Source organism: Pantanalinema rosaneae CENA516 (assembly GCF_050753385.1).
Classification (GTDB): Bacteria; Cyanobacteriota; Cyanobacteriia; order Leptolyngbyales; family Leptolyngbyaceae; genus Pantanalinema; species Pantanalinema rosaneae.
Window position 1 is genome coordinate 94,916 of sequence record NZ_JBLZFZ010000003.1, and the last position, 20,704, is coordinate 115,619.

At 46.7% G+C, this 20,704-nt stretch carries 21 protein-coding genes; 17 read left to right on the top strand and 4 right to left on the bottom strand.

The window, feature by feature from the left end:
- Positions 1-12: 12 nt before the first annotated feature.
- The 13 genes from ACN4EK_RS02555 (at position 13) to ACN4EK_RS02615 (ending at position 13,140) form a co-directional block, all read left to right on the top strand.
- On the top strand, positions 13-1,131 hold the full coding sequence (locus ACN4EK_RS02555) for a hypothetical protein (RefSeq protein WP_431655863.1): 1,119 nt from the start codon (positions 13-15) through the stop codon (positions 1,129-1,131).
- Between the two features lie 2 nt (positions 1,132-1,133).
- Positions 1,134-1,859: a hypothetical protein gene (locus ACN4EK_RS02560; protein WP_431655864.1), complete on the top strand. Its 726-nt coding sequence runs from the start codon at positions 1,134-1,136 to the stop codon at positions 1,857-1,859.
- 16 nt (positions 1,860-1,875) lie between these two features.
- The gene (locus tag ACN4EK_RS02565) at positions 1,876-3,552 is read left to right on the top strand and encodes a hypothetical protein (protein ID WP_431655865.1); all 1,677 of its coding nucleotides are present in this window, start codon (positions 1,876-1,878) and stop codon (positions 3,550-3,552) included.
- The gene (locus tag ACN4EK_RS02570; RefSeq protein ID WP_431655866.1) at positions 3,549-4,283 is read left to right on the top strand and encodes a hypothetical protein; all 735 of its coding nucleotides are present in this window, start codon (positions 3,549-3,551) and stop codon (positions 4,281-4,283) included. Before ACN4EK_RS02565 ends, ACN4EK_RS02570 begins: the two co-directional genes overlap by 4 nt.
- 185 nt (positions 4,284-4,468) lie before the next feature.
- Positions 4,469-4,867, top strand: a complete 399-nt coding sequence (gene acpS, locus ACN4EK_RS02575; protein ID WP_431655868.1) for a holo-ACP synthase — start codon at positions 4,469-4,471, stop codon at positions 4,865-4,867.
- A 129-nt stretch (positions 4,868-4,996) separates the two neighbouring features.
- Positions 4,997-5,284 (top strand): hypothetical protein, encoded by a 288-nt coding sequence (locus tag ACN4EK_RS02580; RefSeq protein WP_431655870.1) that lies wholly within the window; start codon positions 4,997-4,999, stop codon positions 5,282-5,284.
- The gene (locus ACN4EK_RS02585; protein ID WP_431655872.1) at positions 5,284-5,628 is read left to right on the top strand and encodes a helix-turn-helix domain-containing protein; all 345 of its coding nucleotides are present in this window, start codon (positions 5,284-5,286) and stop codon (positions 5,626-5,628) included. Before ACN4EK_RS02580 ends, ACN4EK_RS02585 begins: the two co-directional genes overlap by 1 nt.
- A gap of 2 nt (positions 5,629-5,630) precedes the next feature.
- Positions 5,631-6,497, top strand: a complete 867-nt coding sequence (locus ACN4EK_RS02590) for an ImmA/IrrE family metallo-endopeptidase (RefSeq protein WP_431655874.1) — start codon at positions 5,631-5,633, stop codon at positions 6,495-6,497.
- Positions 6,490-7,320, top strand: a complete 831-nt coding sequence (locus tag ACN4EK_RS02595) for a hypothetical protein (protein WP_431655875.1) — start codon at positions 6,490-6,492, stop codon at positions 7,318-7,320. Before ACN4EK_RS02590 ends, ACN4EK_RS02595 begins: the two co-directional genes overlap by 8 nt.
- Positions 7,321-7,323: 3 nt before the next feature.
- Positions 7,324-9,108: a nucleotide kinase domain-containing protein gene (locus tag ACN4EK_RS02600; protein ID WP_431655877.1), complete on the top strand. Its 1,785-nt coding sequence runs from the start codon at positions 7,324-7,326 to the stop codon at positions 9,106-9,108.
- A gap of 3 nt (positions 9,109-9,111) precedes the next feature.
- On the top strand, positions 9,112-10,068 hold the full coding sequence (locus ACN4EK_RS02605) for a nucleoside triphosphate pyrophosphohydrolase family protein (protein ID WP_431655878.1): 957 nt from the start codon (positions 9,112-9,114) through the stop codon (positions 10,066-10,068).
- 43 nt (positions 10,069-10,111) lie between these two features.
- Complete coding sequence (locus ACN4EK_RS02610) at positions 10,112-10,933, top strand: PD-(D/E)XK nuclease family protein (RefSeq protein WP_431655880.1); 822 nt, start codon at positions 10,112-10,114, stop codon at positions 10,931-10,933.
- Positions 10,930-13,140: a Piwi domain-containing protein gene (locus ACN4EK_RS02615; protein ID WP_431655882.1), complete on the top strand. Its 2,211-nt coding sequence runs from the start codon at positions 10,930-10,932 to the stop codon at positions 13,138-13,140. Before ACN4EK_RS02610 ends, ACN4EK_RS02615 begins: the two co-directional genes overlap by 4 nt.
- A gap of 39 nt (positions 13,141-13,179) precedes the next feature.
- Here the strand turns inward: ACN4EK_RS02615 and ACN4EK_RS02620 are convergent, their stop codons facing one another.
- Genes ACN4EK_RS02620 through ACN4EK_RS02630 form a run of 3 tightly spaced genes read right to left on the bottom strand, consistent with a single transcriptional unit; the run spans position 13,180 to position 15,208 of the window.
- Complete coding sequence (locus tag ACN4EK_RS02620; protein ID WP_431655884.1) at positions 13,180-13,869, bottom strand: hypothetical protein; 690 nt, start codon at positions 13,867-13,869, stop codon at positions 13,180-13,182.
- Positions 13,869-14,411 carry a hypothetical protein gene (locus ACN4EK_RS02625; protein WP_431655886.1) on the bottom strand — a complete coding sequence of 181 codons (543 nt, stop codon included), beginning with the start codon at positions 14,409-14,411 and terminating at the stop codon, positions 13,869-13,871. The genes ACN4EK_RS02620 and ACN4EK_RS02625 overlap by 1 nt, the downstream gene beginning before the upstream one ends.
- Entirely contained in the window at positions 14,411-15,208 is a 798-nt protein-coding gene (locus ACN4EK_RS02630) for a DUF4058 family protein (RefSeq protein ID WP_431655888.1), read from the bottom strand. Before ACN4EK_RS02630 ends, ACN4EK_RS02625 begins: the two co-directional genes overlap by 1 nt.
- Positions 15,209-15,362: 154 nt before the next feature.
- Between ACN4EK_RS02630 and ACN4EK_RS02635 the strand changes: the two genes are divergently transcribed.
- From ACN4EK_RS02635 to ACN4EK_RS02645, 3 genes are all read left to right on the top strand, one after another.
- Positions 15,363-16,469, top strand: coding sequence for a tyrosine-type recombinase/integrase (locus ACN4EK_RS02635; protein WP_431655889.1), 1,107 nt, complete (start codon positions 15,363-15,365; stop codon positions 16,467-16,469).
- A 279-nt stretch (positions 16,470-16,748) separates the two neighbouring features.
- Positions 16,749-17,579 carry a ParA family protein gene (locus ACN4EK_RS02640; RefSeq protein ID WP_431655890.1) on the top strand — a complete coding sequence of 277 codons (831 nt, stop codon included), beginning with the start codon at positions 16,749-16,751 and terminating at the stop codon, positions 17,577-17,579.
- Positions 17,576-18,532 carry a ParB/RepB/Spo0J family partition protein gene (locus ACN4EK_RS02645; RefSeq protein WP_431655892.1) on the top strand — a complete coding sequence of 319 codons (957 nt, stop codon included), beginning with the start codon at positions 17,576-17,578 and terminating at the stop codon, positions 18,530-18,532. Before ACN4EK_RS02640 ends, ACN4EK_RS02645 begins: the two co-directional genes overlap by 4 nt.
- An 11-nt stretch (positions 18,533-18,543) precedes the next feature.
- Here the strand turns inward: ACN4EK_RS02645 and ACN4EK_RS02650 are convergent, their stop codons facing one another.
- Entirely contained in the window at positions 18,544-19,689 is a 1,146-nt protein-coding gene (locus tag ACN4EK_RS02650; RefSeq protein ID WP_431655894.1) for a hybrid sensor histidine kinase/response regulator, read from the bottom strand.
- A 294-nt stretch (positions 19,690-19,983) separates the two neighbouring features.
- On the opposite strand from ACN4EK_RS02650, the gene ACN4EK_RS02655 reads away from it, so the two are divergent.
- Entirely contained in the window at positions 19,984-20,694 is a 711-nt protein-coding gene (locus tag ACN4EK_RS02655) for a response regulator (protein ID WP_431655895.1), read from the top strand.
- The last annotated feature ends 10 nt before the right edge of the window (positions 20,695-20,704 follow it).

A 20,704-nucleotide genomic window follows, 5' to 3' on the forward strand; every position in this document is an offset into this window, starting at 1 on the left:
TGGTTAATGCTCATGATGACCCTGATTGCTCAATCCTTTCCAACGACAGGTGGAGAATCTGACGCGCTGGATATTATCACCAGTTCGCTGGAATTGTCTCGTGCAACGGTTGAGTCCTGGAATACGGTCTGGCTGGTGACGCTAGACCCGCTTGCGTCTGGACTCTGGATTGGGCTGATCCAATTGGGCATTACGCTGGGAGCTGCCAGCATCTTGTTCATTGCAATGACTACGGGTAAAGACATTATCGATAAGCAGTCTTGGTCAGAGCTAGCCTCAATCTTCATCTGGCCCCTCGTGATTATGATTTTTCTGGGTGCGAATGGCAATGTTCTGGCAGGCACGATCAAGTTTATCCGGGGCTTTTCCTATACACAGGTGCAGAATGTATTGCAACTTCAGGTGGGTGAATTGACTTTTCGGGATGCTATTTCCAATGTGACGATCACCGGCATTGCCAAACAGCAGCTTGAAAGTCTTTACAGCGAATGTCAGGGTAAGGTTGGCACTGAACTGGTGGAGTGCTGGAACTCAAAACAAGAGCAGGCACAAGCGATCGTGGCTGAAGCAGAGCGACAGGCGCGATCGCCCCTGGAGCCGTTACGTGCCTTTGGTCAGGCGTTATGGAATGCGTCATTGCCTGGTCAAATCAGCACAGCCGTGCGATTAACAACTGATCCTGGTAGCGTATTCCGAGACACTGCAATTCCCATCATCCGGTTTATTCTTTACGCTTTGCAATGGGGATTCGTCAATATTCTGGAAGCGGCACTGTTGCTAACGGCGCTGTTTGCACCGATCGCGATCGGACTCTCGCTTTTACCGCTGCAAGGTCGTCCGATCTGGGCATGGCTAACTGGATTCATCACTCTGTTCGGGATTCAACTGGGTTACAACATTGTGGTCGGCTTAACCGCCGTTGTGCTGGTTAAGTCTGGAGCGGAACTGGTGTCGGATGTGGCATTTCTCTTTTTCCTCAGCATCTTTGCACCGGGACTGGCGGTTCTGGTTGCGGGTGGTGGGGGCTTTGCGCTTTACAACGGCATTTCATCCAATGTGAAAAGTTTGATCGACATTTTTAGCAATGCGATCGGTACAGTCACCAGCATTGCGCTGATACGACGAGGGTAGTTATGCAGATTAAGCGACTTCAAGCTCCACTCTTACCAGAGGCAAAGAATTTGCTGGCAGTGTGTTTCATCTGCCTGACTGTCTTTAACAGTTTGATTTTTGTTTTGACCTTATTCACTGCTTTTCGAGTGAACCGTATTGCCGAACGGAAGACGACCTTTGCTCAGTTGGTGAATGGTGAAACGATTTATGTCTCGGAGCAAGAGCGGAACTGGCGCTATCCATCGGTGATCCAGAAAGTCGTCAGTGATTGGACGACCCTGACCTTCAACTGGGATGAAAAGATTCCTGGCACAAATGAACCCGATCAGGGGATTCGAGTTGGGAACAACAAACGGATTCCGACCAATGCCTGGTTTGCTTCTCTGCTGCTGGAATCGGAGTTTGCCAAAGCGTCTTTGCCCAAGGTTGCGGAACTGGTTCCTCCGGCGCTTTTTTCGGGGCAGATTCGGAGCACGACGATCATTTCCTACCTGTCGGAACCGAGAGAAATTCGACCCGGAGAATGGGAAGTGGATCTGGTGGCGACGCGAGTGTTGATCGATAGAACCACGGGTAGAGATGAGCGAATTCCCTTCAATCGCACCTTTACCTTGCAAGCAGTGGAGGTGCCGCGATCGCCCCTTGGAGCTGACGCACCGTTGGTAGAACGCAAAATTTACGAAATGCGTGCTGCGGGATTGCAAATCACCCGAATTGTCGAGTTTAAACCCCAGCAACAGCGGTAGTGCAGCGAGGATGATCATGACGAATGCAAATCGACAGTTTGAATCCCATGAGTTTGATGAAGTGTCTGAGGCACGTTCAAACCCTACTCACCATCCAAACGGGAATGGTAAAACCTCTACAAATCCCATCCTTACTGACTTGCAGGAGGATGACAACCTGACCCCAGAAGAGGAACAGCAGCTAGCAGGCTTTAACCCCGCAACCCCTCAGCTAATTTCAGAGGAATACCGGCTGAAGCAAGACCAGGAGGGGGCGGTAGAGCGTCCGCTAGCGGAACGTGCCAGCATTCGGTTAGGGTCTGTGGTAGCTGTGGTTGGGACAGTGATGGGAACTGGAGCGGTGTTGTGGTTTGGTTTCTTACAGCCACGCCCACCAGCTCGCCAGGTTACGCAGTCACCTTCCCCAACACCCACAGCGCCTCCAACGTTTGATGAGACGGCTGAACTAAAAAGTCGTCTAGCGTTCCAGGATCAACAGCAACAACTCCAGCCTGAATCTGCTGCTAGACCTCAATCTCCAGTCCCATCCAGACCTGTGGCTTCGAGATCAACGGCTCCAGCGCCGACTCCGACTGCGGTATCTCCTCCTATCACAGCCTCTCGACCAGATCCAGTGATTGTAAGGTCACCTGTTACTCCGCCAGAGAGGATTCAACCTGTCGAAAGAGTCGATCCGTTTCAGCGTTGGGCACAACTGGCAAATGTTGGACAACTACGAGTGAGTCCCGGTGCTATGGAGCCTTCGAGAACAGCTTCTGGCGGCCTTGGTGATCAGTCTAATCCATATGCATCAGCGACTCAGCAAAACCCGGTTATTCCCGTAGTCTCTATTGGTAGAACGGACACAGAATCATCTAGCCTGACAAGCAGTTCTGACATGGTTCCTAACTCCTTTGGGGTGGCTTCGCCTACAGAATTGCGTTCCACTTTTAGTGCTGACATGACTCCTGGCATGATTGGCATTCTGAACCGTACTCCGGCGGGGCAGCTTGATGGACAAATGGGTGGTTTCAGGGAAGTCGCGCTCGGAACGTCCACTAAAGCCAGGGTGATTATGCCGATGATTTGGGACGAGGGTAGCAATAATTCGACAGGTGGTACAGCATCTGCCCAAGAAAATCGCTTTGCCGTAGAGTTGGTTGAAGATATGAAAGCCGCCAATGGTACAGTGGCACTTCCGGCGGGTACGGTTTTGGTGATTCGCACCAGATCTGTAGGGCGAGGCAATAACTTAGTGTCGGCTAGTGCGATCGCCATTGTGTACCGCGATCGCCTTGGTCAAATTCGTCAGCAAACCTTACCTCCCGATAGCCTTCAGATTCGAGGGCAAGACAATCGACCATTAATAGCCCAAAAGCTCAATGATGTGGGACCTGATATCGCTCGCCAAGACCTGTTGACAGGGTTACTCAGCAGCTTGGGTCGGGTGGGAACCATTATCAATCAACCGCGTACCCAATCCAGCACCACCACATCGGGAGGTAACTTTAATCAGAGCGTAATCACTTCGAGTGCTGAACCTCAGATTTGGGCGGCTGCACTAGAAGGCTTCTTCAATCCCATTGCTGAACGGCTATCTCGCCGCTCTGATCAAACGATGCAAGAACTCTTACAACGACCCAATGTGCAGTTTGTTCCTGAAGGAACTGAAGTTTCTGTGGTGGTAAACAGCTTTTTGAGGGTAGACCGATGAGACGATTGCCCGCTCTGACCTTAGTTAGCACAGCATTATTGATTGGTTTGGTATCTCCTGGGCTGTCCGTTCAGGCACAAACATCAGCCTATCAGGTCGTCGATCGCAACAGAGCGACGACCAGTGCGGTTCAGGTTCAAGTTGCTCCTGGACGAGCAACGTCGATTAGTTTTAGCCAGACGGATGAAACGATCGCCTATATTCTGTTGGCAGATGCCTCGCGGGTAGTCTATAGCACCGATGCTGAGTTAGAGACTGGGCGGGCAAAAACCGTTTTCTTGAGAGTGATTCAGCCGCTTCGCTTTCCGGGAGCTACCACTGCGCCCGTAACCAACCTGATGCTGCAAACGGTAGATGCCAGAGGGCAGAATCGGCTCTACACGTTTGATATTGTTCACAGCAGCAACCCGCGTTATGTCGGCGTTCAGATTTTGCCCACGATCGCCCGTGCACAACTATCTCCCGTTGGTAATCTCAACTTGACCCCTGACAGAATCCAAACCGGGTTAAGCATTGCTATCACGCGAGGCTACACAGCGATCGATGATCCTGTTGTTGCCAAAGTGCGACGGCTTTTGGAACTGATGCGAACTGAAAATATGACGATTTCAGAGGCAGCCCAATCAGTTGGGATTCCATTGGAGATACTTACAGAGTTGGAACGGCTTTCCCAAGTGGATAAGCCTTCTTCGCCAATTCAGGAAACTTCAACATTAAGAACTGCGTTTTAGACAGACTTCTGATAGTCGCTTTCAGGAGGTCTGGTGAGGTTATTCGTAAATCAACTCCTCTGGTGAGGTTATTTATTTAAAGTTTTAAGAGCCATCAAAAGTAAAAATAGATACTTGTCATCTGAGAATTTGTTTAGAGTGATAGACGACATGCAATTTGATGTCACTCAGAGGAAGGTTCTCAGGTGAGTATTGTTGGGCATGGAATCGATATCGTTGAAATTGCTAGATTCAAAGCAACTTTGGATAGGAAGCAGAGCCAGTTTGAGTCTCAATGCTTCACAGTCTTGGAATGTCAAATTGCAGATGAGGCAGGGGTGAATCGCATTGCCTGTCTTGCAGGTCGGTTTGCTGCTAAGGAGGCGGTACTCAAAGCTCTGGGGACTGGATGGAGTCAAGGTATTACATGGACAGATGTGGAAATTCAGAGACTGGCAACCGGCTGCCCAAGCGTCGTGTTGTACGCAAAAGCTAAGGAAATAGCTGACCAGCTTGGCATTGCTACATGGCTTATAAGCATCAGCCATGAGGAGTCATATGCAGTGGCAAGCGCGATCGCACTCAGATCAGAGGCAACCCGTTAAGCTGAGTATTAATACTTAGAGCTTATTGCGGTTAACAGTTTCAGTAGAGGCTTGACATTTCATCAACCAGTTGAGTAAGATTATCTTACCGAAAAACGTAAGATTATGATACTATATGGAAGTTGAGCGATGAATCCAGCAACAGTAAGGTCTGCACTCGTGGAGGTGGTTAGAGATATTCAGACAAGCAGTGGTTATGACGGTTCTGTCGTCTCAGGAGGTGCTTGTCCACTCAAGGATTTGCAAGGTTTTGACAGCATGATTTGCGCTGAGGCAATGAGCATGCTCTCTAGTGCATTAAATATAGAAATTGCAGACGACATGAATATTTTTGTTGCGGAGGATGGCAAGACACTTCTCACTATCGATAAAGCAGCAGATGTCGTCTGTGAAAGATTAAACAAAGGAGGAACATGATGTCCGATACAGCAGATATCAGGGCAATAATTGCATTACGAATTCGCAAAGCTCGTGAAATGTCGGGACTCTCTCAGGGGCAAGCCGCGAAGATGCTTGGACTTCATCGCCCATCAGTTACGGAAGCTGAAGCCGGTAACAGGAAGGTTTCTGCCGAGGAGATTGCCAAGTTTGCAGACCTATATAAGGTAGATGCATCCTGGTTGTTAGGCGAAGGTGAGGATCAGATAGATCCTCAAGACAGTAAGCTCCAGCTCGCCGCCAGGGAAATGAAAAAACTGAAACCAGAGGATCTAGATACTGTTTTAGCGGTGATTGCCTCTATTCGGGGTGGGAGGAAGTAAGCATGGGAGACGCACAGAACGATCTTGCTAAACAGGCGTTATCTAAAGCACTAGAAGTCCGGCGAAAATTAAATCTCGATTTGAAGTCACCAGTCTGCATTTACGATGTTTGCAAAGAGTTGGGCTTGACAGTTCAATTTGTTGCTTTGTCCGGGATTGCAGGTATGTATTTGAATGAGGAAAAAGAAAAAAGGATTCTTGTATCTTCTCTGCGTCCTCTTCCCCGAAAGAACTATACCTGTGGGCATGAATTGGGACATAACCTCTTTGGGCATGGATCCAAAATTGACGAGATGGAGGAAACAGCAAGAAGAAATCAGCGAGATCCTCAAGAGTTTCTGGTTGATTGCTTCGCTGGTTTCTTATTAATGCCCAAAGTTGGCGTACTTAATGCTTTCACTTTGCGGGGATGGACACCTGCAACCGCTACTCCGCAGCAGATTTTTACTGTTGCCTGTAGTTTTGGTGTGGGATATGACACACTGATTGACCACATGACTTACACTCTTCAACTGATCACTGAGATAAAAGCCAAGGAGTTAAAAAAGTCGAGTCCTAAAACTGTGCGACAGGAGCTACTTGGGGAATCATCCAACCCTCTAATAATTGCAGATGAGCAGTGGTTGCTTAAAACGATTGATGTTGAAGTGGGGTATCAGCTTTTGTTGCCCAAAACAGCGCAGATAGAAGGTGACATTATCAGCTTTAAGGCAGATCTTCAAGAAGGCTGTCTTTTTCGGGCTGATCGTCAAGGAGTTGCCCGCGCCTACTGTCCAGATTCAGATTGGGCAGCTTTTATTAGAGTATCTCGGTTTGAATACACAGGTTTCAGTGAGTTTCGGCATACCGAGGAGAGCGATGATGAATAGCAATGCACCTTTGATTATTAAGCCGACTCATCTTTCACAGGCTTGGGCACACTTGTTTTTGCACGTTATTGATAGCAAGAGTACAAAAGCTTCAACCGTATTACTCAGCTTAGCAGATTTTGTAGAAGATGAAGCTATCGAAGATCTGATAATTCGAGAAGCGTTAGATGAGTGTTTATTAGCATTTGATAAACACTCAGTTCATACTGTAGCCAATACTATCTTTCCCATCAATCTTTGGAAGCGAGTAGATTTCAATCGACATGAACTCTATAAAAAATATCTTGGCAATTTTTCTAGAATAAAATCTTTGGGTTGTCATAAAAATGATCGGGGAACTTATTTCCAAAGGCTCATAGCTTTTGGTGGTGATATACGAAAGGGTAAACGCCTTGATCAATGTAACGGGAATCAGCTTGAACACATTATCTCTGGATACCTTCATTCAAAAATGAGATATACAATGCTTCAAGCATCAATTTTTGATCCTCATAGAGATCATACAATAGCTCCTCGACTTGGTTTTCCCTGCCTTCAGCATCTTCAATTCGTGCCTGATCAACAAGAAAAAACTCTAACCGTAAATGCTTATTATGCAACGCAGCAGATTCTGGAGAAAGCTTACGGAAACTACTTAGGAATATGCAGACTAAGCAGTTTTATGGCTCATGAGATGAAACTTTCTCTAAATCAAGTGAATTTCTTTATTGGAATTGCCAAGCTTGATACAGTTCCAAAACAATCGAAGGAAATCATTACTTTAAAGGAAATAATCCAGCAAGTATTAAGCTCATCAAATCCTACAGAAATTGGTGAGGAATAGAAGATGACCAAAAACAAATCTATGTGGGGTAAACTCTTTGTTTTTGAGGGTCCCGATGGAGTAGGAAAGACAACCATTTCCCAAAAAATTGCAGAGTATCTCAGTGCTAATGGTGAGGCTTGTAAACTAATGACTTTTCCTGGAAGGGAGGATGGAACACTAGGAAAGTTAATTTATGAAGTTCATCATGAGCCTTCAAAATATGGAGTTAAATCAGTTACTCCTACGAGCCAACAAATTCTTCACATTGCTGCTCACTTAGACGCGATCGAGTGCCAAGTTCTACCATTATTGGCAAAAGGTCATCATGTTGTGCTTGATCGATTTTGGTGGTCTACCTGGGTTTATGGCCTGACTTCTAGCGTCAATCGCCAAGTTCTCGAAAAGATGATTGATCTTGAGAAATCATACTGGGGAGATGTTAAACCAGCAGTTGCTATTCTGCTGCGTAGAGATACTCCAATTAATCGTGAAGTATCCCTTCAAGACTGGAGAAAGTTAAGCTACGAGTATGATGCATTAGCGGCTAAAGAAAAGACCTCTTACTCTGTATCTATTTTAAAGAATGATACAGACCTAGAAATAACTCTTCAGCAAGTTAGAGAAGTTATTAAGTACACATTAATCCCTCCTGAGCCTTTGAACGATCAACACGATCAGCAAGATTTTTTTGAACAAGAGCAACTAGGGCTTGATCTCGGTCAAGAGAAAAAAACTAGCTTTTCTAGTCCGATTGTTATTTCGCATATCTTACCTGCAAAACCGACCGTTGTATTTGACACTTATTGGCGCTTTGCTGTTGAGCGGCAAAATATTTTCTTCCGTAAACTCCGGGGACAGCCTCAGCCCTGGACCGATGATCCTACTCTTGCCACCTTTAAGTTTACTAATGCCTACAGAGCCTCTGATCGAGTAAGTCAATATCTAATTCGCCATGTAATTTATCGAGATGATCTTCCTTCATCACTTGAGGAAGTCTTTTTCCGAATTATTCTGTTTAAACTTTTCAACAAAATAGAGACCTGGCAGCTTTTAGAAAAGAATGTTGGAGAAATTATTTATGGTGAGTACTCTTTTGATCAATATGACCAAGTGCTTACTCAAGCAAGGCAGGCAGGTCAATCAGTTTATTCGGCTGCTTACATTATGCCTTCAGGAGGGAAATCCTTTGGTTACGCTGTGAAACATCGCAACCATTTAAAACTGATTGAGCAGATGATTGCTGATGAATTACCAAAAAAGTTAGCGAATGCTTCTAGCATGCATCAAGCGTTTCAGCTAATACGGTCCTATCCAACGATCGGTGATTTTCTGGCATACCAGTTTGTGACTGATGTCAACTACAGCGAGATCACCGACTTTAGCGAAATGGATTTTGTAGTTCCGGGGCCTGGCGCACTAGATGGAATTCGTAAATGCTTTGCTGACCGAGGAGGACTCAATGAGCCGGAAATCATCAAGTTTATGACCGAACGACAGGAAGCAGAGTTTAAGCGGTTAGGTCTAGACTTTCAATCTCTTTGGGGAAGACCATTACAACTGATTGATTGCCAAAATCTATTTTGTGAAGTTGATAAGTATTCGCGGGTTTATCATCCAACAGTTGCCGGGATCTCTGGTCGAACCCGAATTAAACAGAAATATACACCAGTTTCTCAACCAATTGGTTACTGGTATCCACCTAAATGGAATATCAATCAATTTATCACCAGCAATGATGCTGAATTGAAGGCAGAAGCAGTTACACAGGATCGTACACGCAAATCTAAAAAGTTAAAACAGGAGTGAAAGATGGATTTTTGCGAGTATCAGGAGCAAGCTATCCAGACAGGGCAGGCTCTTCAAAACGCTGACGGCATGGATATTGCAATTCTTGGGGTAGTTGGCGAAATTGGTTCTCTATCAAGTGAGTATAAAAAGCTCTTGCGCGATGGCGAATCTCACCGATTGTTTCCAGAGCGTATTGCAGAGGAACTCGGCGATATTCTCTGGTATCTCGCCGCCTTTGCCAACAAATTTGGATTGGATCTAAATACGATCGCTGAACAGAATCTTGAGAAATGCCGTGATCGCTGGGGTTGGCGCAATGCTCAAAGCAGAGAATGTGTTGCTTTTGCGTTTGACAATGGTTCACCAGAACAGGAACGTCTTCCGAGAAAATTTGAGGTAGAAATTACCGAGCTTGATCAGAATGGTTCAACTAAAATGCAAGCCTTTGTCAATGGGAAGCAGATGGGCAATGATCTGACTGACAATTCTTATGTCAGCGATGGCTATCGCTTTCACGACGTTTTTCACTTGTCCTATGCCGCTATTCTTGGGTGGTCTCCTGTTGTTCGCCAAATGCTAGGATGCAAGCGCAAAAGCCATCCCAAAATCGACGAGGTAGAAGATGGAGGTCGAGCAAAAGCTATTGAAGAAGGAATTTCGGCGCTTGTTTTTCGTTACGCTCAAGATCACGAGTTTCTTGAAGGGTTAACAGAACTGGATTACGAGTTGCTGAAAACAGTCAGAAATTTGACCTCCGGTTTAGAAGTATCTCAACGATCACTTAACGATTGGGAAAAAGCAATTTTGGCTGGGTATGAAGTATGGCGGCAGGTGAATCAAAACGGGGGTGGAATAGTCTCGGTCGATCTGAATGCCTGTTCTATTACCTATTTTCCGAGTGGAGTAAAACTAAAATCCAAGACAGCGAAGGCTATAAGTCATCCTACAGTTTTTTATTCTAATCAGAAGTGTGGATGAAATAGAGTTTTAACTCGTTAAGGATTTTTTCGGGTGTGATGAGATGAAAAAGCCTTGGCTACCTTTTTCTAGCTATAACTTGTGGTCTTTATTTGCAGCACCTATTGGACAAGAACAGTGGCACTGTGACATGAAGCGCGGTTTTGCAAAAGTCCGCAAAAAGCAACCAGAGGTTACAGCAATCCTCGCGGAAGACACAGCACCTCAAAGAGTTGGTCTGCTGGCACAAAGAGGAGTTTATGAGTTTCATCAAAATACTCATCTTCTAAAGAGCTTGGATGGAGTTACAAAAGTAGCGGATATTTTGCAATTAGATAAAGAGAATTCTGATGTTCAGGCTCGGATGCTCGATATTTTAACCAGCTATCATGAGAACCCCATTCTGTTACAACGAAGAATTTTCAGCTTAAGTCGTGGTGATGAAGGGTTCCCAGAGCCAATCAAGCTTTACTACGGAAACACAGCATTTAACTTGTTCGCTGCGATCGATTGCATTCTAATCGAACCTGATGGAACGTTACACATCCTAGATTTCAAGACAGGCAAATCCGATTTTGATGAACGACAGGCGTTTGTTTATCTGCTGGCAGCCAGCTATCTGTTTCCCCGTCAACGAGCGATCGCCTCATTCTATAACCTTGAGCTTTGCAAGTGGTCCGAACCCATCATGGCAACTGCCAGCCAATTAAATGCTATTCGCATTGAACTAGCGCGGTTGGCTCAACGACATGAGATGGAGAAAAAGCAGTACCGCAAGAATCCTGCGGAGTTCGATCGCATCTTCCCACCTAACCCTGGTTTTCGATGTCAACACTGCCAATTCAACTCAGTTTGTAAATTTGCTGTTCAGGAGATCTCTGCATGACTGCTGTTACTGCTGCGCCCACACAGGAATTTGTTTTTCTCAGTGAAGTGTTTCCATTGTCGATCGTCCAATCTAACCTTGCCTGTTACGAGGTGATGCCTGAGATCGATCAAGAAACTGGTAATCGCTTGAGCTTTCATCTCTCGCGGAAATTAGAAGATGCTACGGTGGTCTGGCATGAGCGACGATTGTGGGTACTCACTCCAAACCAGCGACCTCAACCGACTCTATCGCGGTGTCAGGCGATGCTCTCAGCCACGCAGCAAAATATTCCTGATTTGTGTGATCAACCTCTCCAGCTTCAGGGTGATGATGCTAGAAATGCAACACCAACCGTTTTGTCCAAGCTTGCGTTTCAGATTTTGAGAATTAAGCAGCCCTTCAAACCTATCCTGATTAAGTCAATTGCAGGATTAGCCGTGAATCGCAAAGTTAAATTCTGGGCAGAAACGATCGAGTTTCAAGCAGAAATCCGTCCAGCAGTGACGATAGCCATTCACACTGAAATCGCGTTTTCAGGAAGTTTAGCAGACTTCTACGCCAGCAATGTAACACAGGGAAACCCAGAGGATGTTTTGATCGGCTTACCCGTTCAGGACTTTGATATGGGTAGCAGCGGCAGCATTGTCCGGTTGATTGGCACCATGCAGGAGCATCGAGATCGCCTTCTGAAACTGGCTGCGGGTGGAGTTACACGCCATGCGATTCAAACTGCGCCAGATGATCAGATTGTGGTGGCCATTCAATTTGGCAAGGGGAAAAAATTGTTTCACTATCCACTCTCTGCCCTTCGCCCCTCGATCACGGCTGAAACGGCTGGTCAGTTTGGATTCGACTATGGACAGTTTTTGCGACTCACAAAAATCCCTCACGCAGAGCGACAGCGGTTACTGACAACCTTTAAGACGCAAGCACTGGAGGTGTTGCTTAAATACGGCTTTGAAATCGGACGAAGCCTGAACAGTTTGGAGCATCCTGATCTCTTTTGGCAACCAACCATTCCTCTGGATCAAACTCCACTGCTATTTGGTCAAGGAGTAACGGGCGTTCGAGGGCGCATTCTGCACGGGCTGTCAACGGGTGGTGTCTACAATCGTCATCCAAATTTTCATCCTGGCATCATTCGGATTGCTGCTCTTAGGCTCTGTGACGGTAGCGTTAATGCTTTCCTAGAAGCGGTTCAGCAACGGTTAAGGCGCTATGGGTTTGAGAGCGAAATTATTGATCGTAAACCGTTATCCATTGTTAATCTAAGTGCTGCTGAAGCAAGAGCCGCATTGGAAAAGGCAGTCAATAAGCTGATAACCGTTCCAGTCGATATTGTGTTGACCTTTTTGCCACAGAGTGATCGCGAAGCTGATGACGATGATGGCGGTAGTCTTTATCATCTTGTTTACTCACTGCTCTTGCGTCGCAACATTGCTAGTCAAGTCATTTATGATGACACGCTAACCCAGGTTGAGCATGGGCAGATCCTTAATCAAGTCGTTCCAGGGGTGTTGGCAAAATTAGGGAATTTGCCTTTCATCCTGGCGGAACCCTTGGAAATTGCGGATTATTTTATTGGATTAGACATCTCGCGATCGCCAAAAGCCAAGCTTGCGGGAACCTTGAATGCCTGTGCCAGTATTCGACTCTATGGTAAGCAAGGAGAGTTTATTCGCTACGTCTTGGAAGATGCGCTGCTAGAAGGTGAAGAAATTCCTCAGCGGCTGCTAGAACGATTGCTACCAGCGTCGCTGGAAGACAAAACAGTTCTAATTTATCGCGATGGACGATTCTGCGGTCAGGAAGTACCACACTTGTTGGAGCGGGCACGAGCAATTCGAGCAAGATTTATCTTGGTAGAGTGCCGAAAATCTGGCATTCCGAGGCTCTATAACTTAAGTCAGAAAACTTTGGTTGCGCCCTTGCAGGGGTTAGCTTTACGACTATCTTCTCGTGAAGCTGTACTTGTGACAACTCAAGTCTCTGAGCGAGTAGGATTAGCACGCCCCTTGCGTTTGACCGTCCATGAAGCTGGAGAACCCGCACCTATTGAGCAAGTGGTAGAAACCACACTGAAACTCACGTTGTTGCATCATGGGGCACTAAAAGCACCGCGTTTACCCCTGCCAATTTATGGCGCAGATCGAGTGGCTGGCTTGCGGCTACAGGGCATTTACCCCAGCAGTTTGCTTGAGGGCGATCGTCAGTTCTGGTTGTAAATGCCCTCAAATCCTCTTGTCGGAATGAGAATGTATTTTCTAGGACTCCGTAATCCAGAGGGTTTGACTATCATAAAACTCACCTTGTTGGCTTAACGAATATCCTCCCATCAATAAACCAAGCCACAACTCCACTATCGGAATCCCCAGGGCTTGTTGCAAATCAGGTAGAAGAATTTTTGAACCGAAACGCTGAAGATATTGGGCGATCGCTCTTGACCACTCTTCAACATTCTCCCCATGCGCCAGATCCCGAATTTGCTCCGCCATCTGAGCTTCATTGAGTGCTTGATCTGCTGCCACTTGATCGACCCAATTCAACAACGCATTCTTCTCGACTTCCCCGACGATCGAACCCTCTTCCTGAATGGATGATTTCTGCTTGCGGTTAGCAGGGTACTGAATTGGCTCTGGTTCTTCAAACAGCTCTGATACATCTAGCGTCAAGGATTGGACGAACAGATCGACACAGTTCTCTAGATTTACCACTGGCTCAACCGGGTTATGCCGACGCTCCCACCCGGAAATCAAGAGATTTGCCCGTGCAGCATGGACCTCTGAGAGCTGCACCAATACATCCCCTGCGACGGTCAACTGTTCTGTTAAAGATTGATCGGATAGGGTCTGCTCTAATACGTCACAGAGCGATCGCAAATCTGCTGTCTCCGGAAACCGAGATGCCGCCTCCAAAGATTGCCAGAGGTCAAGCTCTAACTGTTGGATTTCCATTACAGCTTGACCTCCGGATAGAGAAGGCAGGGTCGAATTGGGCAGTTTTGGGGATGGAGTTCCACTGAGGAGCGGAAGCGTTCTACCTTGATCCCACTATGCTGCGAAAAAACATCTAGAATCCGAACCAGCAAGGTTTTAACCTGCAATTCGGTTAATCCCAGGCAGTGAACTGGCTCAATTTTCGCAACTCGATCGTTACCTATCCAGAGTTCTGCACCCAGGGCATGAAGCGGCGAGTCCTTTGTTACTCGATACCAGTGAACCACAGCAGCAGGCACCGCCGGAGCCAACACTTCCAGAGTCGCCACTCGTGTTGCTGGAGCAGCTTCTGTTTTGGATATTGGCAAATCTGCAAACTGTTCCCGTCGTCGCTGCTTGCGAATATGGTTCCGTACTCCCCGATGACGATAGTAGGAGCGACGGTTATGGCAAACCTTCGGATTCCAGCAGCCATCACCATTTGGTCCATGACGCTGTTGGGCTTCCTGGGAATCTAGCTTCGAGCAAAGCCGACATTTTTCCTGATCGGGACGTGCCATCACACACCTCGACTCGGAGCCAATAACTCATCCACCCACCGCTGATCCGCCTCCGATAGCTTGGGCGGTGGTACAGGCTGACGATAGTCGATGCGTTCGTTGTATCCCGCCCTATCACACACACCCTGCACAATTGCCTGTAGTTCTACCAACGGTTCCGCATCTTCGGGTCTTAGCGGCAGCGGCACACTGGGAATGGGTTCACGCAAGTCAAAGTCATACAGGTCAGCTTGAGGACGTTGTGAACGACGACTCACAATGAGGCGATAGTCATTCGGCTGCACCTCTCCTATTGTCGTCATTAGGATGCCCGCCCGGATCAGATCAATTTCAACCAGATTGGAGAGACTGCCCAGAATGCGCCTGCGCTGGTTTTCATAAGCCGTTCTGCCTTTTCCCTTCTGCTTGTTTTTGGGTGACAGCACCTCAATCACTGTAATGACCGTATCTGTGCCGACTTCGCGAACTTCTAAATAGCGCTCTTTAATGGTCGTTGGCTGGGGCAAGAAAATGGAGCGAGGTCGCTTCTGAGTTAACGTTACACCCGATTCAACTCGCAACGGCTCCAATTGATCGATTAGCCGAGCCGCTAAGACAGCAGCATCTGGAATACCCACGACGATTTCTTCCGGCTCTGCTTGATCCTGGTAGGTGCGAGTTTCCACCTCAATGTAATAGTTGGGGCGCAGTTGGGGCGCTATCGTATCGGCGATCGCCACCATCAGTCGCGTGTGAAACGACGACCAGAAGGCGGGTTGTTCCAGGTAGGGATTCATGCCAGGGAAGGGCGATCGCATCCGTCAAACTCCCACAGTGCAAGGATTTTCATTCAGTATACCCTGGCCCCTGTGAATCTAGTCGTAGTTTAGTCGCATATAAGATATTGTTTAAATATTTTACTTGAAATGCCCTAAACTGAAAGAGCCAACTTGAGTTGCGTGGTCATTACTCATGTTTTCAGGCTCAGACGGACTTCCCCCGATTCGCCTGGTGGCTTCCCAGGCTCCATTAACATTACGCTCAACAGAACCGACGGATTTACGTTGGCTCCGAGTCGAGGAGTATTTCCAGGCGCGATCGCTGGCTGATAACACTCAAAAAGCCTATCGACGCGAATTGAAACGGTTTCTCACCTGGACGGATCGCGCCTGGTCAGATCTCACCCCTCGCCAGATTGCCCAGTTCAAAGCCTATTTGCAGGGGCAAAACCTCTCTCCCAATTCCATTAACCGAGCGTTGACCGCTCTGATGAGTTTCTTTGATTGGTTTCGAGCAGCTTACCCGGAGCAAATTACCCATGACCCGACGACAGCCGTAGAGATGGAGCGGGTTCCTTTGCCCCCAGCCAGGGACTTATCGGAAATTGAAGTTGCGGCGCTATACTTGGCATTGGAGGAACGGGGAGAAACGGAGGTACGCGATCGCGCATTGCTAGCCGTGCTAGGTCATGGTCTGCGCGCAGAAGAGGTCGTGAATTTGAATATGGAAGACTACGATGGCGTACGGTTAACGATTCGAGAAGCCAAGGATGACAGTACGGGCACAGTCCCGCTCAGCCGTCAGGCGCGAGAGCAGTTGAACACGTATTTAGTTCAGCGTCGCTCTGAGGAGGGCGATTTGTTATTTGATAGCCCCCTGTTTTTGTCTATTGGACGTAACCGGGTGGGTCAGTGTTTGGGCTATCAAGGGTTATATTACGCAGTTAAAGCTTTGGGTAAAATTGCCGCAGAGCAGGCTCAATTGGCATTAGAGCGGCAGCAGAGAATTGAGCGAGGAGAGATAGAACCTGATCCGCAGGATAGATGGGGACAGTTCAATGAGGCAGAACTCAAACAAATTCTGACTTTGGTGAATGTGTATCCTCACCAGTTACGCCACACCTTTGCGACTGGGCTGCTCTTGCGGGGGGTTGAGAGCCTTCATGCTCGGACGCTGACTCGTCATAAATCAGAAGCCAGCTTTAAGCGATATGCTAAGCGAGCACTCGGTGCAGCGGCAGAACGGGCTTTTTATCAATCTATTGGTGAAGAGCCTCCCCAAAACAGTGATTTGAAATGAGACGAATTTCAAAGATGGATGCTCAATTAAGCTGGTCTTGATACATACTATTTATCAGGAATATTTGGTCTGATTAATCCCGAAGAGGTTTTTTGGACACTGTTCTCAGTCCTGCGTACAGGTTCGTAGTGAATCTAGTTTCGCTTAAAATTTTGTTGCTATTTTTGATGATCCCCATGCCGAAGGGGCGTTTCAGAACTGTTCAAAAGTGTGCTTTGTAGTTGAACCACAACGTTGTGGTTCAAAAATTGACTTATTCTAATACTTGGGAAAACTTGCATGAGTCGGATTATTGCTTTGTTTAATCAGGCTGGTGGGGTTGGCAAGACCTCTCTTGTCAATCAACTTGGCTACATGATTGCTTGTTGTAAGCGGTTGGACGTGAAAACGAAGAAACGGAGTAAGAAGAAAGGAGATTACTATCAAGTTCTTGTGGTGGATATGGACCCACAGGCTTCTCTCACAATATTTATGGGTCTTGATCCCTATGAATTGGACAAAACGATTTATCACGCTATCTTGCAGGATGAGCCATTACCCATTCATAAGGGGATTTATGCTCAGACCCAACAAGAAGATGGTACGCCTGGGGTTGATTTAGTTCCTGCTAACTTGGGACTTGCTTTAGCAGAGCGTGAATTGATGTCAGCCGTGATGAGTGACTTTCGTTTGAGGGAGGCACTCTTGCCCGTTCAAGAGCAGTATGATTTTATTTTGATCGACTGTCCTCCAAGTTTGGGTAATTTGGCTTATATTTCGCTGGTTGCGGCAACTCATGTTTTGGTACCAATTCAATCTCAGTACAAGGCATTTAATGGGGTGCAACAGCTATTTGACACGATTAAACTGGTGCGGGCACGTCCAAACCGAGACCTTGCGATCGCCGGATTTGTGCCAACCATGTATGATCAGCGAAATTCTCATGATGAGCGGACGTTGGCAGCGATCCAAGAACAGCTTTCAGCAGTGGCGACAGTTTATTCCCCGATCGCACGGTCTACAATCTTTGCAGATGCATCAGAAGAACATCTGCCTCTAGCTCTGTATGACAAAAAGCATCCCGCGCTTAAAGCGATGAATCAGATTATTCATGGACTTGAACTTCTATGACACATTCCAAAGCTTCTAAAAAGGATAAACCCTATGGGGGAAGCATTGATTTAACTAGGCTATTCGGTCCCAATACTGAAGAATTGGAACCGACTGAGCCTAACGAACCCAAGAATTTTTTGCCGATCGCTCAGATCCATCGCAAGCCTGAGCAGGTCAGACGCTACTTTGATCCTCAGAAGATGGAGCAGCTTACTGCTTCTGTGCGGGAGTACGGCATCTTAGAGAATCTGTTGGTTCGTTCGATGCCGGGAAAACCTGGGGAGTACGAGTTAGTTGCGGGGGAGCGACGGTATAGAGCGGCTCAGGGAGTAGGTTTAACAGAGGTTCCTGCTACTATTCTTGAGCTAAGTGACCAGCAAGCACTTCAAATTACGCTGGTTGAGAATCTGCAACGGGAGGATTTAAACCCGGTTGAGGAGACGGAAGGGATCTTACAGCTACTAGCGATTCGATTGGAGTTGTCTATCCAGGAAACGGTGTCTCTCCTATATCGGATGCAGAATGAATCAACTCGAAATTTGAACCACAACGTTGTGGTTCAAGAAGAAGAGGTTGTCGAAGAGGTATTCAATGCATTGGGAAGAATGAGTTGGCAGTCTTTCGTGAAGCATCGTTTGCCTTTACGTAACCTGCCTGAAGAAGTACTTGAGGCGCTTCAGCAAGGAAAAATTGAGTATACGAAGGCGCAAACCATAGGACGAGTTAAGGATGAAGGGCAACGGCAAGAGCTACTTCAAGCAGCGATCGCCCAAGACCTGTCGATTAGAGATATTCGCGACCGTATCAAACAATTTTCGCAATTACAGAACTCTACTGCTCAGCCTCCCGACTACCTGAAGCGATTCAATGCTGTAAGCCGTCAGCTCAAAAAGACATCTGCATGGGAGGATCAGGAGAAACGCGATCGTTTAGAAACACTGCTAAAAGAAATAGAGGAGCTAGTGAAGTAAGGCTTGAGGTTCTAATCATGGAGTAAATCGAATTGAACCTTGAAGAGAGTCCCTTTACCAATTTCAGATTCAACTTCGATAGTCCCATGATGGGCTTCCACAATTTGACGAGAGAGATAAAGCCCTAATCCATTCCCCCGGCGTTGATGGTTTCCTTGTCTGAATCGCTCAAATAGAAATTCTTGTTCTTCTGGAGCGATACCAATTCCCGTATCTCTCACTTCCAGTAAGATAAAATTTTTCTCTGAAGAATCATGAGTTAGATGCTGTAGGTGAAGCTCCACTGAACCAGTATCAGTGTATCGGATGGCGTTACCGATCAAGTTGGTTAGTAGACGACGAAGCTCCAAGCGATCGCCCCCCATCCACAAAGATGTTTCATCAGTACCTTTGTCTAAAAGCAGACTCAGGGTTAAGCTTTTACTTATAGCTAGAGGAGTCAGTTCTCTAATAACGCTTTGGCTTAGTTCCCAGAGGTCAACATTATGAAAGTACAGATCCTTACATCCTGCTTCGTATTGATAGATTTCTAGAAGAGTATCAACCATCTCCAGCAAAGTTTGATTACTTTGAACCACTTGCTCTAAAGAATCCCGCATCTTAGGCAATGTTTTTCCGAAAGCACCTCGACGTAGCAGATGCAATACGTGGTCTGCTGCAATAAGAGGGGTTCGTAGATCATGAGTCAAGCTGGCGATGAATTCTTCATGCTGCTGGTTAATTCTGATTTGTTCATCAATGCTGTGTTTCAATCGCAACATTGCTAGAATCCTAGCGAATAGCTCTCGCTTTTTTACCGTTGGGCGGATGACATCGTTTGCGCCTAATGCTAATCCTTTAACTACATTGGAATGGTTATGATCTGCCACCAGCATAATTGGAAAAAAGGGTAGCTCTGGGTTTCTCCGAATTTGTCGAGTTACTTCGTATCCATCTATGTCGGCAGTATCCGTATCCAGCAGTAATAAGTCAGGTGGATACTGCTCCAGTTGAACAAGTGCATCCATTCCACTATGAGCAATATCCACTTGGTACCCACGTTTTCTCAGCATTGAGCGCATGGGGCGAAAGATATTAGGAAGGGCATTCACCAGTAGAATGCGTTTCGCTCCGGATGAAGCAAACCTGGTGGTTGGGTTTAAAGGTTTTGAGAGCATGTTTTTTATCCAACGCTTTATTTGTCGGTTGTCTGTGTGACTTACGGCAAACTGGCGATGACCCTGTGCTTTGTAACTTGCTCTAAGCCTGTGTAGTACAAGCTTTTTTAGCCTTCATCCTAGGGAAACACTACATTTGGGAAAAGGAATAGCTTTTTGGATAGGGAACAGAGATGTAAAGAAGTCAGTCTAACGGATTTATCAAAACTTTGCATTTCGCCAAAGACTTATTCTATCTAGGGATTCGCGTCTATCTGCCTTAAGTAGTAGTCAAAATCGTGAAGGGTGGGAACGATGCGAGTTGCAATTGTCGAGGATCACAGCCTGACCCGTACAGGGATTCGTAGTGCTTTGAATGAGCAGCAGGATATTACTGTTGTTGGAGATGCTGAAACGGGGATGGCAGGGTTAAAGCTGCTTCAGAAGACGAAACCGGATCTAGCGATCGTAGATATTGGGTTGCCAGACATTGATGGGGTAGAGGTAGTGCAGCGGTTTCGGAATACTGTCCCTCCAGAGTCAGATGTTCAAACCCGGTTTATTATGCTAACGTCCTACACTCAAGAACGAATGGTATTAGCGGCATTTGCAGCGGGGGCTGATTCGTATTGTGTCAAGAACACCAAGTTCGAGTTGCTACTGGAAGCCATCCGTATGACCTATGAGGGACAGTCCTGGATTGATCCAGCGATCGCTCGCATTGTCCTGAAACATGCTCGGCAATTTGCATCACCACCATCAAGTACTAATGAACCTCAAACAGTAACCATCAACGCACTCGATTCGGAGCAAGCTACAATTCTGGAGTCTGATCCTCTGACGAATAAAGAGCTGGAAGTGTTGGAACTGATGGTTCAGGGCTATACCAATAACCAGATCGCTGGGCAACTTTATATGAGTCTTGGTACAGTCAAAGTACATATCCGTAGTATTCTCAGCAAATTATGTGCCAGTGATCGCACTCAAGCAGCCGTATTGGCAATGCGAGCAGGACTGATCGAGTAGAAATTCCGGC